Source organism: Microbacterium invictum (assembly GCF_014197265.1).
Lineage (GTDB): Bacteria > Actinomycetota > Actinomycetes > Actinomycetales > Microbacteriaceae > Microbacterium > Microbacterium invictum.
Window position 1 is genome coordinate 2,418,530 of sequence record NZ_JACIFH010000001.1, and the last position, 16,540, is coordinate 2,435,069.

General features: G+C 67.8%; 13 protein-coding genes. 5 read left to right on the forward strand and 8 right to left on the reverse strand.

Going from position 1 to position 16,540, the window contains the following annotated elements; genetic code table 11:
* Window positions 1-4: 4 nt before the first annotated feature.
* The 4 genes from BKA10_RS16935 (at window position 5) to BKA10_RS11235 (ending at window position 3,472) form a co-directional block, all read left to right on the forward strand.
* Window positions 5-772 carry a zinc-ribbon domain-containing protein gene (locus BKA10_RS16935; protein ID WP_366932112.1) on the forward strand — a complete coding sequence of 256 codons (768 nt, stop codon included), beginning with the start codon at window positions 5-7 and terminating at the stop codon, window positions 770-772.
* A gap of 460 nt (window positions 773-1,232) precedes the next feature.
* Entirely contained in the window at window positions 1,233-2,069 is an 837-nt protein-coding gene (locus tag BKA10_RS11225; protein WP_183499965.1) for a metallophosphoesterase, read from the forward strand.
* Window positions 2,066-2,965, forward strand: a complete 900-nt coding sequence (locus BKA10_RS11230) for an HAD domain-containing protein (protein WP_183499966.1) — start codon at window positions 2,066-2,068, stop codon at window positions 2,963-2,965. Before BKA10_RS11225 ends, BKA10_RS11230 begins: the two co-directional genes overlap by 4 nt.
* A 78-nt stretch (window positions 2,966-3,043) precedes the next feature.
* The gene (locus BKA10_RS11235; protein WP_183499967.1) at window positions 3,044-3,472 is read left to right on the forward strand and encodes a hypothetical protein; all 429 of its coding nucleotides are present in this window, start codon (window positions 3,044-3,046) and stop codon (window positions 3,470-3,472) included.
* Between the two features lie 119 nt (window positions 3,473-3,591).
* Here BKA10_RS11235 and BKA10_RS16940 read toward each other — a convergent pair whose 3' ends face one another.
* The 3 genes from BKA10_RS16940 to BKA10_RS11250 form a co-directional block, all read right to left on the reverse strand.
* Entirely contained in the window at window positions 3,592-3,858 is a 267-nt protein-coding gene (locus tag BKA10_RS16940) for a helix-turn-helix domain-containing protein (RefSeq protein ID WP_183499968.1), read from the reverse strand.
* Window positions 3,859-4,669: 811 nt separating this feature from the next.
* Window positions 4,670-5,833, reverse strand: coding sequence for an acyl-CoA dehydrogenase family protein (locus BKA10_RS11245; protein ID WP_183499969.1), 1,164 nt, complete (start codon window positions 5,831-5,833; stop codon window positions 4,670-4,672).
* A 141-nt stretch (window positions 5,834-5,974) separates the two neighbouring features.
* Window positions 5,975-6,988: a D-alanyl-D-alanine carboxypeptidase family protein gene (locus tag BKA10_RS11250; RefSeq protein ID WP_248199294.1), complete on the reverse strand. Its 1,014-nt coding sequence runs from the start codon at window positions 6,986-6,988 to the stop codon at window positions 5,975-5,977.
* 102 nt (window positions 6,989-7,090) lie between these two features.
* On the opposite strand from BKA10_RS11250, the gene BKA10_RS11255 reads away from it, so the two are divergent.
* On the forward strand, window positions 7,091-8,134 hold the full coding sequence (locus BKA10_RS11255; RefSeq protein WP_183499970.1) for an Rv2578c family radical SAM protein: 1,044 nt from the start codon (window positions 7,091-7,093) through the stop codon (window positions 8,132-8,134).
* A gap of 165 nt (window positions 8,135-8,299) precedes the next feature.
* Here BKA10_RS11255 and BKA10_RS11260 read toward each other — a convergent pair whose 3' ends face one another.
* The 5 genes from BKA10_RS11260 to BKA10_RS11280 all read right to left on the reverse strand — a co-directional run bounded on the left by BKA10_RS11260 (window position 8,300) and on the right by BKA10_RS11280 (window position 16,539).
* Complete coding sequence (locus BKA10_RS11260) at window positions 8,300-10,525, reverse strand: DEAD/DEAH box helicase (protein ID WP_183499971.1); 2,226 nt, start codon at window positions 10,523-10,525, stop codon at window positions 8,300-8,302.
* 339 nt (window positions 10,526-10,864) lie between these two features.
* Window positions 10,865-14,656, reverse strand: a complete 3,792-nt coding sequence (locus BKA10_RS11265; RefSeq protein WP_183499972.1) for an efflux RND transporter permease subunit — start codon at window positions 14,654-14,656, stop codon at window positions 10,865-10,867.
* A 94-nt stretch (window positions 14,657-14,750) separates the two neighbouring features.
* A complete protein-coding gene (gene crcB / locus BKA10_RS11270; RefSeq protein ID WP_183499973.1) occupies window positions 14,751-15,128 on the reverse strand; it encodes a fluoride efflux transporter CrcB in 378 nt (125 codons plus the stop codon).
* On the reverse strand, window positions 15,125-15,556 hold the full coding sequence (locus tag BKA10_RS11275) for a CrcB family protein (RefSeq protein ID WP_248199291.1): 432 nt from the start codon (window positions 15,554-15,556) through the stop codon (window positions 15,125-15,127). The genes crcB and BKA10_RS11275 overlap by 4 nt, the downstream gene beginning before the upstream one ends.
* A gap of 20 nt (window positions 15,557-15,576) precedes the next feature.
* A complete protein-coding gene (locus BKA10_RS11280) occupies window positions 15,577-16,539 on the reverse strand; it encodes a DNA topoisomerase IB (protein WP_183499974.1) in 963 nt (320 codons plus the stop codon).
* Window position 16,540 lies beyond the last annotated feature (1 nt).

The window sequence follows — 16,540 nt, forward strand, 5'->3', positions numbered from 1 at the left end:
CTACATGTGCGATAGAGGACACCAGTTCCGATCCTCCGTCTCCCGGCTGCTTCGGCATCGTGTCGACATCTCTTGCCCGCACTGCTCCAACCTGAAGCTCCTTCCTGGTTTCAACACCCTCGCCGACACGCACCCTCACCTCGCAGCCGAGTGGGACCACGACCGGAACCACCCCCTCACCCCGTCCGACGTCGTTCCCGGCTCAGGGAAGCGGGTGTGGTGGAAGTGCGGGGCGGGCCACTCATTCCCAGCGACGCTCGCATCCCGGACGAAGCGGCACACGACCTGCGGGATCTGCGTTAACCGTGCCGTCGCAGCCGACGTGAATTCACTGAGCATCACGAACCCGAAGCTCGCCGCTCAGTGGCATCCGACGCGCAACGGCAACCTTCGCCCGACCGACGTGGTCACCGGGAGCGGGCGAAGCGTCTGGTGGCAGTGCCCTGAGGGACATGAGTACCATGCTCAGATCCTCTCTAGAACTAACGGCGCTGGATGCCGAACATGCGCCTCTGCGCCGAATGCGCTGGGCCGCACTCACCCTGAGATCGCACGCTGGTTCCATCCGACGCTTAACCGAGAACTCACGCCCAACGAGGTCTCCGCCGGTTCCGACAAGCGCCTGTGGTGGACATGCCCCCGCAGCCACGCGTACGACGCGACCGTCAGCAACCGGGTCCGCACGAAGAGCTGCCCGGAGTGTCGGCGGAAGACGGCAGAATCTCCGACGATGGGAGCCGGGCCGACAAGACATGAACGCCCCACTGCTTGACATGGTGCTCTTCGCATAGGTGCATGTCGAGTGGGGTCCCGGTCGGTTGGTAGTCGACCGGTACTCGAGCGTGTGCGCGGCAGCCATGCGAACGAGTTGGAGGGTCGCCGGAGGCCGCGTGACCGGAGCCCGCGGTCAATGCTCGGGGCGCGGTGGTTGAGGTGGCGACAGACCGCCGCCGACGCCTCGGCGACGTCGCACGATCCGTGCACTCTTGTCGCGCGAACGACGCCTGGACTTGGCGCCTCGCACGCGAGCGAACGCTGACGTGCGAGATCGGCGTGGGGCAAACCACCCACCACGCCGCGCCCATGTCGAATGCGCGCATCGAGTTCAACACCACGATCACACCATCTATACATGGTCTATTAGAAGTGGTGTAATGGGTGAGACGTTCTGGGCTGGGGAGGTACGTCCTCACACGGAGACCCACGCACAGATCATTCGGGAGGAGCTTGCGGTGGCACTGACCGCGCAAGAGTCCGTCGACACGTTTGACCTCGATGACAGAGAGGCCATTGTTGCCGGCGATTGGCACGGGAACCTGGCATGGGTTGGTCGAGCGATCCCTGCCGCGGCGAGGACGGGGGTGCGGACGTTGTTGCACCTCGGCGATTTCGGCTTCTGGCCGGGTGGGAGCGCGGACCTGCTCGCAACCGTGGATCACTGTGTCGCGAAGTCGTGGGAGCGGACCGTGACCTCGGGCATCGAACGCGTTCTTGTAACCCCCGGTAATCATGAAGATTGGGCGAGCCTGGACAGCCTGTTCGCGGCGCATCCTGGGCGCGCGGTACGAGTGAGTGAAAGCGTGTGGGTGTTGCCGCGGGGGTTTCGCTTCGCGGCCGGAGGTCGGTCGTTCTTGAGTTTCGGGGGCGCGGCGAGTATCGACTACGCGTATCGCGTCGCGCTTCGCTCGTGGTGGCCGTCGGAGATGCCGTCACTGGATGACATTAGGACCGCGGTAGTGGGTGGGGCGACCGACGTGCTGCTGACCCATGATGCTGGGCTGAGTGTGACGCCGCAGATCGCCGCCGTCCTGACCGGGCCGAGCCAGTGGGTAGCCTCAGAGCGGCAGTACTCGGGGATGGGGCGAACACTTATCGACTACGTGTTGACAGCCACCAACCCGCTGTTGCAGCTGCATGGGCATCATCACCTCCGCGACACCGGTGTGTTCGAGCGGGAGGGAATGCCGCCGTTGCGGGTCGAGGCGCTCGGCATGGACGGCCAGGACGGGAACGTCACCCTGCTCAATCTCGACGACTTGTCGGTGACAGACCTGGAGGTGTCCCGGTGACCGACGCCAAGTTCCGGCCAGTGGTTGCGATGGACATTGACGGGGTGCTGCGAATCGCGCCCCCACCGCGCACCGGTAAGAAGACACCACGAGCGTTCAGCGCAACGATCACGATGCAGAGAGACGGTTACCCGACATTCCTGCATCGGGAGCCGGACTGGGACGAGGTCGACCAATGGACCGACGAGCATTGGTTCTCCGGTATCGGTGCCGCGTGGGTGCGGGACCTGCTCGCCCGCGGCATCGACGTAGTGTGGGCGACCACCTGGCAACACCACGCCAACACGCATTTCGCCCCGATTCTCGGGTTGCCCGAGCTGCCGGTCGCGGTGCACGGCAGCGGATACTTCAGCGAGTCCTCACCTCATTGGAAGGCGAGGAAGCTGGCCCGGCAGTTCGACGCGCGCCCGCTGCTCTGGGTCGATGACAACCCGATCCGGGACAGACCTTTCGACCAGCTCCGGCGCCCGCACGACCGGGCCCTCACCAACGCGCACTGGATCAAGAGCTGGCACAACGGGATCACCGCCCGGGACGTGACCGAGATGGACGACTGGCTCTCCCTGGCCGCCACCACCGACGGCCAGCAGGAGCTCCGTGTCCGCCGGCGACGCGCGCTGGACCGGCAACGCGCCCGGCAGCGCCGCCAGCAGTGGGGAAGCGAGACCAGCTATCGGTCCTGGCATGCAGTACGGGCACGCCTCGAGACCGAACTTGGGCTCGATGACGACGACATCGGCCTCCTCGCCTCACACCTCCGCACCCACCCCGACCGGATCGACCGCGAACACGTCGCACTGCTGATGGCCGAATTCGGCCATGCCATCACTGTGCCCGCCGAGAGCATCGTGGACATCCTCCGCCACTACCGCCAGGCGTCCAGGAAGCACTCATGACCGTTCCGGAGAGTAGCGCGGGGCCGCCACTCGAGCTCGGTCCGTTGACTGAGAAGTCCCCGAACGGACGGCAGCAGCATGGCGCAGCTGACACCTTTCCACCATGTCTCGACCCGGCACCGCCCAGACACCACGATCGACCTCGACGACGCGTTCGCCGTTGTCATAGCCGAACTGCCGGCAACGCGGGTCTCCGTATGGATGGTCGCGTGCCATGCCTGCGCAAGACCGAACACCTTGTGGTGGGCTGTCGACATCACCCCGTTGTGGGCGCGGGCCAGATTCGAAGCTCACCCGCTGGTGATCGACGCGGTGGCATTGCATATCCTCGGGGATGTGCCGCTGGCCGACATCGGATGGGTCGTTACAGCGGAAGCCGGTGGCTACGTCGGATTCTCGTGTCCACGCACCGAGTGTCGCCAGGTCCAGGGGGACTGGTTCGTGTACGGGGGCCTGACACGCGCGGTAAGTGCTGGCGCGACGACGACTGTCACGGTGCCGCTGTAGTCGCGTGTGTCGAGCCCAGACACGACTGCTCTCGTGAACCCAACTGAGTCCGTTTAGGCCCGCTCCGCAACCCGCGAATGCGTCGTCTCGTCACGCATGCTCCTCGGCAATCTGCCGAATCAAATCTCAGCATCCAACATGAGGTCAGCAACCGAAATCCCGAGGACTCCCGCGAGCCCCGACAGTGTTGCCATGCGCGGATTGGAAGGTCCGACCCCGTCCTTACGCCCTGTGGAACGGCCAGCCTCAATCAGTTGGAGCTGGTTCTTCGTAATGCCGGCTTGGTAAGCAAGAGCTTCCTGTGAAAGCCCGAGGTCCGTGCGATGGCGCCGGAGGACGACTCCGAGCCGCTCCGCCTTCTCTTCGTTCCACATCGCTCCCAGCATCTAGAAGAGACCCATAAAAGCACACCCTATGTATCCAGCCCGTTATACATGTCTAAATGATTGCTTCGGCTCCTCGAAGGAGTCGACCTGGCGCGTGAGATCACCCGCGTCTCCAGCGCGGAAACCGACCACACCTGAGGCTGGGTGGAGAGGCACCGCTACAGGTCCCGCCCGGTCAACTCCTTCTTCGGATGCTCACCCGTGAGCACTCGTCGAGTTGAACCGGCCCCTCCTCGCCCACCTGACGCTCGCACGGCTGCCGGTGCCCCCGGGCGACGCGTCGATATCACCGCGGTGAGCATGACCAGCCTTCCTGGCATCCAGGACTCGCCGTAGCAAGAGATTGCTGCACGATGAAACCGGCAGGGGAGCAAATCTCATGCCGGTTTCGTGCGGCGCGCAACCCCGGTTAGCTCGGATACAGCCGCAACCCCAAGGTCGACTCCAACACCGCGATGGTGTGAAGATCCGGCCAAGCCGCACCAGCCAGCACACGGCGGACCGTCGCCTCGTTCAAACTCGCTGCCGCAGCCACAGACCGCACACTCCGATCATCGATGGCCCGGCGTAGGCTGAGCGCGAACAGACGGGCCTTCTCACCGGCCGGGTCCACGGACGGCACGTCGGGCCAGCTGGTGGTCAGGGACGCGGGTGTTGGGCGAGTCGGGCTAGGCATATAGGGCCTCGCACACGGCGGTTCCTAGTGATTCCATGGGTCAACTCACGCAACTGGCTCAAGCTGAAAATCGAGGATCAACTTCAAGGTGCTCAAGGATCAAGTCCGCTGACGTCTCACAGCTGACGCGGGCGCTTACTTCTTGCCGACGAGGGCGCGGCTGACGATGTCGCGCATGATCTCGTTCGTGCCGCCGTAGATGCGGTGCACGCGGGCGTCGAGGAACGCGCGGGCGATGGGGTACTCGGTGATGTAGCCGTAGCCGCCGTGCAGCTGGACGGCCGCGTCGAGGATCTCCCACTCGCGTTCGGTGGCCCAGAACTTGACGGCCGCAGCCGCCTCGGCGGTGAGCTTGCTGTCCTTATAGGCCAGCAGCGCCTTGTCGAGGTAGGCCCACATGACGTCGACGGTGGTCGCGATGTCGGCCAGCGTGAAGCGGGTGTTCTGGAAGTCGGCGATGCGCTCGCCGAAGGCCTCGCGGCTCTTCGTGTACTCGAGCGTCCAGGCCAGCGCGGCCTGCGATGCCGACGCCGCGGCGATGCCGATGGAGAGGCGCTCCAACGGCAGGTTCATCATGAGCTGGATGAAGCCCTGACCCTCGGTGCCGCTGATGAGGTTCTCTTCGGGGACGAACACGTCGGTGAACGACAGCTCGGCGGTGTCGTGACCGTGTGAGCCCATCTTGTGGAGCTTCTTGCCGTGGTCGAAGCCCTCCATGCCGTTCTCGATGATCAGCAGGCTGAAGGCGTCGGGGCGGTTGCCCTCGCCGGTCTTGACGAACGTGACGACGATGTCGGCGGTCTTGCCCGACGAGATGAACGTCTTCGCGCCGTTGACGATGTAACCGCCGTCGGTCTTCTTGGCGGTGGTCTTGATACCGCGCAGGTCACTGCCGGCGCCGGGTTCGGTCATCGCGAGGGCGCCGAGGACCTCGCCGGTCGCCATGCGGGGCAGCCACTTCTCCTTCTGCTCCTGCGTGCCCATGTGCACGAGGTAGGGCACGGCCAGGTCGTCCTGGATGCCGAACGCGCCCGCGAGCGACCCGGCGCCGGCGCCGATGACCTCTTCGTTCACGATCGTGCGGAAGCGGTAGTCCTGGAGCATGCCGGCACCGCCGAACTCCTCGGGGACCGACAGTCCGATCAGGCCCGATTCGCCCGCGGCGAGCATGGTGGCGCGGTCGATCTCGCCCTCGGCGTCCCACCGCTCGATCGCCTCGACCGTGGCGTAGCGCTTGACGAACTCCTTGACGACGTCGCGGAATGCCTCGTGGTCCTCGTCGTAGATGTCGCGTTCCATACGTCGAACTCCTTGTGTCGGGGGCACCGTCGGCCCCAGTGGTCCCGTGGACGGCGTAGCCGTCGTGTTGAGACTAGTGTACGCCGACATACCGCGCGGTATGGAATTGGATTCCGTGAATAAAGAAACTGAGTACCAGGGTCAGCGGCGGTAATCTGGCGCCGGCTCCAGGCCGAAGAAGTCCTCGAGCGAACGGTATCCGCCCTCGTGGTATACGGCCGCGAGGTCGATTCCGATGTAGCGCAGATGCCACGGCTCGGCGTCGTAGCCGGTCACGTCCGCCTGCCCGTCCTCGTATCGGACGACGAACCCGAAGCGCCACGCGTTCGCCGCGACCCAGTCCGCCTGCGCGGTGCGTCCGAAGCCTTCGATGCCTCCGCATCCGCCGCTGCAGGCCACGACGTCGACGGCGAGACCTGTCTGATGCTCGCTGTGCCCCGGCCTCGCGCTCGTGCGGTCGGCCGCTACCTGACCGAGCGACGAGACGTAGCCGCTGTAGGTCGAGACCTGGAAGTCGTACGACCGGAAGCCGCTGTTCACGCCGATGGCACCGGGCCCATCGGTCACCGCAGCGCTCGCCAGATCTTCGAGCGCCGCGGCGACATCGGCGCGCATGTGCCCGCCGCTGGTGCGCTGGACGCCGGCGGCCTGCGCTTGCGGGATGGGCCAGTAGTCGATCGGGTCGAGTGGATGCCGCTTGTTCACGACCACCCAGATCCGGTCCGCGGCGGAGAGGTCGATACAGTGCGCCGCGCCGGTGGCGATCGCGGCACGGAAGGCCTCACCGCCACCGGCGGCTGCGATCACCCCGGCATCCGTCCCCTCATCGAGGGCGGCCACCACTGCCGGGTCGTCGCACGGGCTCGGGGTTTCGACGGCCGGCTCGGGGCTGTGCGGTTCGGGATCGGGAATCGAGGCGATCGGTGGCGGATCGACCGCCGGGCTGCGGTCGTTAACTGCTCTCACCTCGTCGACAGGAGCCGTGAGTGCCGCCGTCACCGCGGCACTGCCGCCCAGGACGAGTGCCGCAGCCACGGCGATGCCGACCCAGACCAGCCGACGCGAAGACCCGCGGGCGTGGCGCGCGACGGTGCCGTCCGCAGGCAACGCGGCCTGCGCGACATCATGCGCCTGAGGCGGATCGGGTTCCGTCACATCACCATTGTCTCGCGATGCCACCGGGAACAGACCCACCGATAGTGCAGCTTTCTTCGAATCAAGACCCCTGTTTGAATAGACATATGTTCTAATGAAAAGATGCGATGGCAGGGTCAGACGGTCGGCGAGCAAGACGTCGACGCCCTGCCCGGGCTCGAATCGACGGGGGGCCTCGTCCGCAGCGTGACGACCCCCGAGTTCCAGGGCATGACCTTCCACGAGGTGCTCGCGAAGTCCGCACTCAACCACGTGCCGGGCAGTTCCGCGATGCCGTTCGACTGGACCGTCAACCCCTACCGGGGCTGCAGTCATGCGTGCGTATATTGCTTCGCCCGCAAGACGCACGAGTATCTCGACCTCGACGCAGGGGCGGACTTCGACAGCCAGATCGTCGTGAAGGTCAACGTCGGCGAGGTCCTGCGGCGCGAGCTGGCGCGCCCGTCCTGGCGGCGTGAGCCGGTCGCGCTGGGCACGAACACCGATCCCTATCAGCGCGCCGAAGGTCGGTACCGCCTCATGCCCGAGATCATCGACGCCCTGGCCTCTCAGGGCACGCCGTTCTCGATCCTCACGAAAGGGACGCTGCTGCGACGCGACCTGCCGTTGCTGATGGATGCCGCGACCTCAGTCCCGGTACGCCTGGCGATGTCGATCGCGGTGCCCGACGAGACCCTCCGTCACCTGCTCGAACCGGGGGCGCCGTCGTTCTCGGCCCGGCTCGAGACCGTCCGCGCCGCGACGGCCGCCGGGTTCTCGGTGACGGTGTTCCTCATGCCGATCGTGCCGCATCTGACCGACTCGCCAGAAGCACTCGACGACGCTCTCGCGCGCATCGCGGCCGCCGGCGGTCGCAGGGTCGTGTTCGGGGCGATGCACCTTCGCCCCGGCGCGAAGCAGTGGTTCTGGCAGTGGCTCGAACGGGAGCGACCCGACCTCGTTCCGGTCTACCGCGGCCTCTATCCCGGGGCTTCGGTGAGCGCGCCGGAGGGGTACCGCACGATGCTCGCCGCCCGGGTGCGGCCGCTTCTGCGACGGCACCGGCTCGGCGGAGGAGTCGAAGAGGATGCCGAGACGCGGCCGAGTCGCCCCGGGCCGGTCATGCGAACCACTCCGAGCAAGGCGACGGCGCCGACGCTCTTCTGACCGCGAGTGCGAGCGAACCTCGGTTACCCGGCTGAGCCGGGCATCTCGCTGAGAGCATCCCGCAGTCGCTCGCCGACGGCGCGCCCATCTCGCGCACCCGCGGCACGCACGACAGCACCGAATACCCGGAGGTATCGGTGCTGTCGCGTGTTGTCGTAGAGCGGGTTACGCGTCGACGTCGGCCAGCTGACGGCCCGAGAGCTCTTCGAGCACGTCGTCGCCGATGCGGGCGTCCTCGAACGGCGCGTCGATCTCGGCGCGGTCGAGCATCTCGGTCATGCGCCGGCGACGCTGACGGGTGATGAGCGTCACGACCGTGCCCGAGCGACCCGCGCGGCCGGTGCGGCCCGACCGGTGCAGGTAGGTCTTGTATTCATCGGGCGCATCCGCCTGGATCACCAGATCGATGTCATCGACATGGATGCCGCGGGCGGCGACATCGGTCGCCACCAGTACGCCCACGCGGCCCGACGTCAGTCGCTCCAGGTTGCGGGTGCGCTTGGCCTGATTCAGGTCGCCGTGCAGGGCGACCGCGTGGATGCCGGCGTCGTCGAACTGCTCGGCGAGCATCTCCGCGTACGCGCGGGTGCGCGCGAACACGAGGGTCTTGCCGGGACGATCGACGAGCGATGTGAGGATCTCGGCCTTGTCACGGTGGTCGATGACGAGCACGCGGTGGTTGATGGTGCCCGAGTCCTGGTCTTCGCCGGCGACCTCGTAGACCGCCGGGTCGACGAGGAATTCGTCGACCAGCGCCGCGACCTCACGGTCGAGAGTCGCGGAGAAGAGCAGCTTCTGCGCGCCGTCTTCGACGAGGCGGAGGATGCGCTGCATCGGCTCGAGGAAGCCCAGCTCGCTCATGTGGTCGGCCTCGTCGAGAACGACGATGCTGACCTCGGAGAGGTCGAGCTTGCCCTGCTCCTGCAGGTCTTCGATGCGTCCCGGGGTGCCGATGATGATGTCGACGCCCTTCTTGAGTGCGCCGACCTGGCGTGCCTGAGGAACACCACCGTAGATCTGCGTGGTGAACAGGCCGACGCTGCGCGCGATCGGCTGGATCGTCCGGTCGATCTGAAGGGCGAGCTCACGGGTGGGCGCGAGCACGAGCGCGCGCGGCTTGCGGCCGAACTCACGCCGCGTGCCGGCCTGGCTGCGGAGGATCGACTCGACCAGCGGAGCGCCGAAGGCGATGGTCTTGCCCGAGCCGGTACGGCCGCGTGCCAGAACGTCCTTGCCCTCGAGGATCGGCCCGATCGTGGCGGCCTGGATGGGGAACGGCGATGGTGCGCCGAGATCGGCGAGCACACGCACGATGTTGTCGCCGAGCCCGAGGCTGGAGAACGTCACACCGGCGACCTCTTCAGCCTGCACGGCTTCGGCCTGCAGCTTCTCGTGCACGACGTCGACGTGATCCTGGTGCGCCTTGGCTTTCGCGTCGGCGTTCCAGTCGGAGCGGTTGCCGGCGTACGCGCCGCCCGCAACGACCGCTCCGGCGGCGCGAGCAGGGCGACGGTCGCGGTCGCCGTGCTCCCGGCGCGGCCGGTCGTCGAACGAGCGTGCCGGACGATCGTTGTTCGAACGAGCCGGACGGTCATCGAACGAGCGAACCGGACGATCGTCCCGACGGGGACGGTCATCGAACGAGCGACGGGGACGGTCGTCGTACGAGCGAGCCGGACGATCGTTGGAACGGACCGGACGGTCATTGTACGTACGTGCCGGTCGGTCATCCCGGCGGGGACGGTCATCGTACGAGCGGGCCGGGCGGTCGCTGTTCGAACGAGCCGGTCGGTCATCCCGGCGCGGGCGATCGTCGAACGAGCGCGCCGGACGGTCATTGGTACGGGGACGGTCATCGTACGAGCGCGCTGGACGGTCATCGCGGCGCGGACGATCGTCGAACGAGCGCGCCGGACGGTCGTTCGTCCGGGGACGGTCGGCCCGGTACGAGGGACGTGCATCGCCGAAGGTGCGGCGGTCGTCGCGGGGCTGGCGCTCGCCACGGGGACGGTCGTCGAACGAGCGTGCGGGACGGTCGTCGGAGGACCGGCGCGGACGGTCGTCGAACGAGCGGGTAGGGCGGTCGCTGTAGGACCGAGCAGGGCGGTCGTCGTACGAACGCGCCGGACGGTCGGTACGAGCGTGGCTGCGAATGCCGCGGGCCTCGTCGCGGCCCGCCTTCTCCTGCGCGCTCCAGCGCTGCTTCTTCTCCGCGTGCGGCGTGGCTTCGTCAGCCGCGCGATATCCGCGGTGGCCAGGGCTCTTGCTTCCGGGCTTTCCGGCCGAGGCCTGGCCCGGGCGGCGCTTCGCGTCCTGGTACGGGGTCTTCTTGCCGTAGCGCGGCTCGAAGTTCTGAGCGCGACCGCCGGCGGGCTTCTTGTTCTTGGGCATAGTGGTGTCCTTCTGGGTTGTCTCGTGCGAGAACAGCACTCCTCAGATCGCGCGTTCGCGCGGCGCCGCACATGCGGCGTGGAGTAACCCGGACATGTCGTCGGCCGGGGGCCATTCACAGTGATGGTCGTCAGAGCGGATTCGCTCCCACCATCGGCCCCTTGGACTCACAAACCCATCCGTGCAGCATGCACGGTGTCCAGAGCCGACTGCACCACTGTACAGGTCGACTCTGTGAGACCGCCGCTGGGCGCACCGCGCGCGACCGACCTCGTCGATAGCCTGCTGTGAGGGGGGTGGCCCACCTCCCGCACTCCCGTGACGCCGGGCGTCACCGCCTCACTCGGAGCGGTCGTCGCGATCCGCGGTGTCTTCGCCCGAGGACTCTGCGCGAGGTTCTTCGTCGTGCACGTCTTCGACCGGCGCGACCTCCGTCGACTCGAGCTCGGACTCGTCGTGGGGAAGCTCCGCGTCGCGCGCACTCTCGGGGGCTTCCGGTGCGGGCTCGGGGGCTTGCGGCTCGCGCTCGTCGGGGGCTTCCGGTGCGGGCTCGTCCGCAGGGGCTCCGGGCTCGGATTCGTGTTCGAGGAATTCGGGCCCGGTCTCCTCAGCGAGCGGGGACTCCACGTCGGTCTCGCTTCCGTCGAGCAGAGTCTCGGCCTCATTGTCGGCCACCTCGACCGACGGCCCGGGCTCCGACGACTCCTCGACCGGCAGCTCCACGTCGGGCGACTCCTCGATCAGAGGCTCGGCGAAGTCCGGCTCGGCCGCACGACCGGCATCCCCTGCGGCATCGGCCGCGCCACCGGCATCCACCACCACATCTTCATCCAGCCCGTCGGAAGCAGCCACCACGTCAGCCTCACCCGCGCCGCTGACCACGACGACGGGCGCCACCACGACGGGGATGCCGCCGGTCGCGGCCGCCTCGAGCAGCTTCCGCTCGCGGCGCGTGGCCGGAACAGGTTCGCCGTTCGCCTGTGCCATCACGGCAGCCGGCACCGGTTCGGCGACCGACGCAGGCCCAGCCGCAGCCGCCGGCAGCACCTCACCGCGTCGCAGTGCACGACGCTCGCGCGCGCCCTCGACGAGGTTGTACAGCGTCGGCAACACGAGCAGCGTGAGCACGGTCGATGAGATCAGGCCGCCGATGACGACGATCGCGAGCGGCTGCGAGATGAACCCGCCGTGGCCGGTGATGCCCAGCGCCATCGGCGTGAGCGCGAAGATCGTCGCGAGCGCCGTCATGAGGATCGGCCGCAGACGCCGGGCACCACCGGCGATCGTCGCATCGTGCGCCGACAGGCCCTTCTCGCGGTACTGGTTGACCAGGTCGACGAGCACGATCGCGTTGGTGACGACGATGCCGATGAGCATCAGCACACCGATCAGCGACGCGACACCCAGGGGCACGCCGGTCGCGATCTGCAGCAGGATCGCGCCGGTCGCCGCGAACGGCACCGACACGAGCAGCAGCAGCGGCTGGCGCAGCGACTTGAAGGTCGCAACCATGACGATGTAGACGATCAGGATCGCGGCGAGCATCGCGAGGCCGAGTTGGCTGAACGCGTCCTGCTGCTGCGTGAGCACGCCGCCGATCTCGGCGTCGGCGCCGGTGGGCAGCTCGACGTCTTCGAGTGCGGCCGTCACCGTCGCGTTGGCAGTCGTGAGGTCGTCACCGGCCGGCGTGACGGCCACGGTCGCGGTGCGCTGACCGCGCTGCGTCGTGATCGACGCCGGGCCTTGGCTCTCTTCGACCGTGGCAACCTCGTCCAGGCGGATCATGCCGGTCGCGCTGGCGATCTGCAGGCCTTCGAGCTCTTCGATCGTCGCCGGGATGTCGGACGCCTGCAGGTAGACGGTGAGGCCTGTCCCGTCGATCTCGACGGTGCCGACCTGGCGGGGCTGCATCGTGTTAGACACGAGCGCGCCGACCGAGACTTCCGACAGGCCGAGGGATGCCGCCGTCTCACGGTCGACGGTCACCGCGACGAAGGGCAGCGAGGCGGAGAGGTTCGAGGCGACCTGGCTGATGCCGTCCTCACCGTCGAGCGCGACGACCACGGCATCGGTCGCGCTGGTGAGCGACTCGGCATCGGGCGCCGTGACGTCGACTTCGATGTCGGTCGATCCGAACCCGCCCTGGCCTGCCGAGACGGTGACGGTGCCGACGTCTTCGAGACCGGCGACCGCATCCTGCACGTCGGTGCGCACGGCCTCCTGGTCCGCGTCGGGATCGGTGGTGATCGAGTAGGTGATGCCCGCGCCGCCACCCGAGAATGCGTCGGCGATCGCCGAACCCGACGAACCGATCGACGTCTGCACCGTATCGATGCCGTCGACGCCGAGCAGCACCTCTTCGACCTGCGCGGCGGCGGCGTCTTCGGCCTCGAGGCTCGCGGCCTCGCCGAGGGTCTGGGTCACCGTGAACGTGTTCTGACCCGAGTCGCCTAGGAAGTTCGTCTTCATGAACGGTGCCGCGGCGATCGTTCCGCCGAGCACGAGCACCGCCAGCAGCAGCGTGATCCATGAGTGCTTGAGCGTCCACCGCAGGATCGGCAGGTAGCTGCGCTGCAGGCGTGAAGGCGGCGCAGCCGGGTCTTCGGGGTCGATCTGGCGGTCCTGCTCATCGAGCAACGGCTTGCCGGGGCGCAGGAACCAGTAGGCCAGCACGGGCACGATCGTCAGCGCCACCAGCAGCGACGCCGACATGGCGATCGTCACGGTCATCGCGAACGGCCGGAACAGCTCGCCGGTCATGTCACCGACGAACGCGATCGGCAGGAAGACCGCGACCGTCGTGATGGTGGATGCCGTGATCGCGGCCGCGACTTCGCGCACGGCGAGCAGGATGGAGGCCTTCTTGTCGGCATCCCCCACGTAGTGCCGTTTGATGTTCTCGATCACGACGATCGAGTCGTCGACCACGCGCCCGATCGCGATCGTCAGGGCGCCGAGGGTCAGGATGTTCAGCGAGTACCCGAACGCCTGGATGCCGACGAAGGTGATGAGCACGCTCGTCGGGATCGAGATCGCCGTGACGAGGGTGGCCCTCACCGACAGCAGGAACACGAGGATCACGAGCACTGCGAAGACGAGGCCGAGCAGACCCTCTTGCGCGAGCGCCTCGATCGACTGCTCGATGTACGGGGCCTGATCGAACACGATCGTGAATTCGGCGTCGTCGCCGATCGCGTCCTGCAGGTCGGGGATCGCCGCGGTCACGAGCCGCGACACGTCGACGGTGTTGGCGGCGGGCAGCTTCGTGATCGAGATCGTCAGGGCCGGCTCGCCGTTGACGCGAGAGATCGAGGTGACCGGGTCCTGGCCGAGCGACACCTCGGCGACGTCGCCGATCGTGACCTCGCCGGCGGCGAACTGGTCGGCGTTGGTGGGCACGAGCGGCAGTGCGGCGATCTCCTCCACCGAGGTGAGCTTCGTGCCGGTCTGCACGGTGAGGGTCTGGTCGCCTTCGGTGACCGATCCGCCGGGGAAGAGCACGCCGTTCTGGTCGAGCGCATCGGTGATGGCCGCCTGCGTGAAACCGGCCTCGGCGAGTTCGCCCTGGTCGGGCACGATGGTGACGCGTTCACCCTGACCGCCGATGATCTGGGCGGCCGCGACGCCGTCGATGTCCTCGAGGTCGGGGACGACGCTCGTCTCGAGCTGTCCCTGGATGGTGCGGGCATCGTCGTACCCGGTGACGGCCACCGCGATGACCGGCAGGTCGTCGATCGACAGCCCCACGACGTTGGGCTCGACGCTCTCGGGAAGGCTGCTCTTGATGCGGTTGATCGCCTGGAGGATCTTCTGCTCGGCGGTCGCGAGGTCGGTGCCGTACGTGAAGGACGCTTGGACGATCGACGCATTGGTCGTGCTGGTCGCACTCGTCGACTCGAGACCGGGGACGCCCTGGATGGCCGTCTCGATCGGCGTCGACACGTCGTTGTTCACGACGTCGGGCGAGGCCCCCGGGTAGGTCGTGATGACCGACAGCGCCGGGAACTCGATCGAGGGGATCAGCTCCTGCTTGAGGTTCGTCAGCGCGAGCCCTCCGAACACCGCGGCGACGATGGTGATCAGGGCGATGAGCGCGCGGTTCTTGAGGCTCAGGACAGCGAGGTTCGACAAGGGAGGCCTTTGCGAGCGTTGCGGGATGTGCGAGAGGCCGGGATCGGCCGATACACGCATGTATCGGTTCAGTATCCCATGACCGGCCTTTCGTTCAGCGCGGCAGCAGCCCGCCGATCATGAGGCCGAGACCGGCCGCGATCGCGGCGAGCACGAACGTCCCGAGCACGTTCACCCACGCCCAATCGCGGCGGCGGCGCTGGGCGAGGAGCACCGTCTCGACCGACACGGTGCTGAACGTGGTGAACCCGCCGAGCAGGCCGACACCCAGGATCGTCAGCCACACGGGCGCGAGCAGCGGGCCGAGCCCCGTGAGCAGTCCGAGCACGAACGCGCCCGAGACGTTGACGATCAGGATTCCCGCCGGGAACGCGTTCTTTCGCCCCCTCATGACGAGTCCGTCGACGAGATACCGGATGCCGGCGCCGAGCCCGCCACCGATGACGAGCGCGATGATCTCGAATGTACTCATTCGGCGTCCTCGGGCGACAGGGTCTCACCAGGCACGCCGGCCAGGCGCCGCCCGATGACGAGCCCGACACCGGCGGCGAGCAGACCGGCGAAGATCGACACGACGATCAGCAGGAGACCGACGATCGGCGCCGCGGTGAACGTGGTGACCGAATGCACGGCGAACGCGCTGTAGGTCGTGAACCCGCCCAGCACCCCGGTGCCGAGGAAGACGCGCAGGTGCGGATGCCGGCCGTCGAAGCCGCCGACGACAAGGCCCAGCAGGAAGGAACCGGCGACGTTGATGGCCACGGTGATCGCCGGCACGACCAGCGAATGGGAGCCGTCGACGAACGGCGCGGTCAGCAACGCGCGCGCGGCGACGCCGATCGCTCCGCCGGCGATGGCCAGCAGCAGTGCGACCGGCGAGAACCAGCGAGCGGATGCCACGGCCTCACGCTATGGGCGGATCACCCCAGAAGGAGCGCACGGATCGCCGATTCCGGAGATATCGACGTGTCCAGCAGCACGCCCCGCTTGTATCGCGCGAACACGCGCGGGTCGATGTAGGAGCCTCGCGCGACGGCGGGCGTGTTGCCCAGAGCCTCAGCCGTGGCCCGGACGGCGAGGGCCTCTGCCCTCTTGCGATCCGTCTTGGTGTCGACCGTGCCGATGCGGGCGAGGGCGTCAGCGGCGAGGATCGTGCCGTGGAGCGTCCGGAAGTCCTTGGCGCTGAACGCGCCCCCGGTCATCGCGCGGACGTACGCGTTGACCTCTCTGGGAGTCAGCGGCATCCGTCGCCTCCCCCGCTCGTAGGCCAGCAGCGGCGAACGAGTGCGGCCGGTGACCAGCATTTCCATCGCCGGCGCCAAGTCGTCGTCGTCGATCTCGAGCGCCTGGCGCTGGCCGCTCTTGCCGGGGAAGGTCAGCGCCGTCACCGTACCCGCCACCGTCGCATCGCGCCGCCGCAGGGTGGTCAGTCCCCTGCTGCCGTGGCGTTCGAGGTACCGCTCGCTGCCGACGCGCAACGCGGCCTGGTCGAGCAGCCGGAACGAGACGGCCAGCACCCGCTCACGGTCGAGCGCATCGCGTCGCAGCGAGGTCGTGACCCGGCCTCGCGCGCGCGGCAGCGCCTCTGCCAGTTGCAGCGTGCGCGCGAACTTGCCCCTGTCCCGGCCGGTCGACCAGTCGGGATGGTAGAGGTACTGCAGGCGCCCGGCGTCGTCGACACCCGTCGCCTGGATGTGCCCGTTCGGGTGCGCGCTGATCCACACGTCCCGCCAGGCGGGCGGGATCACGAGGGCCTTTATGCGCTCGACCTCCTCCGGTGGAAGGGGGGCGCCGTCGGTGTCGACGTACCGGAAGCCGGTGCCCGCGCCCAGCCGCCGGAACCCGGCGTCCGTCCCCGGATTCACCCGTCGCAGTCTCGGCACC

Excerpts from the sequence above, each read along its gene's own strand:
- BKA10_RS16935 (WP_366932112.1), top strand. The coding sequence starts at position 5 with ATGTGCGATAGAGGACACCAGTTCCGATCCTCCGTCTCCCGGCTGCTT.
- BKA10_RS11235 (WP_183499967.1), top strand. The coding sequence starts at position 3,044 with ATGGCGCAGCTGACACCTTTCCACCATGTCTCGACCCGGCACCGCCCA.
- BKA10_RS16940 (WP_183499968.1), bottom strand. The coding sequence starts at position 3,858 with ATGCTGGGAGCGATGTGGAACGAAGAGAAGGCGGAGCGGCTCGGAGTC.
- BKA10_RS11245 (WP_183499969.1), bottom strand. The coding sequence starts at position 5,833 with ATGGAACGCGACATCTACGACGAGGACCACGAGGCATTCCGCGACGTC.
- BKA10_RS11255 (WP_183499970.1), top strand. The coding sequence starts at position 7,091 with ATGCGATGGCAGGGTCAGACGGTCGGCGAGCAAGACGTCGACGCCCTG.
- BKA10_RS11260 (WP_183499971.1), bottom strand. The coding sequence starts at position 10,525 with ATGCCCAAGAACAAGAAGCCCGCCGGCGGTCGCGCTCAGAACTTCGAG.
- crcB (WP_183499973.1), bottom strand. The coding sequence starts at position 15,128 with ATGAGTACATTCGAGATCATCGCGCTCGTCATCGGTGGCGGGCTCGGC.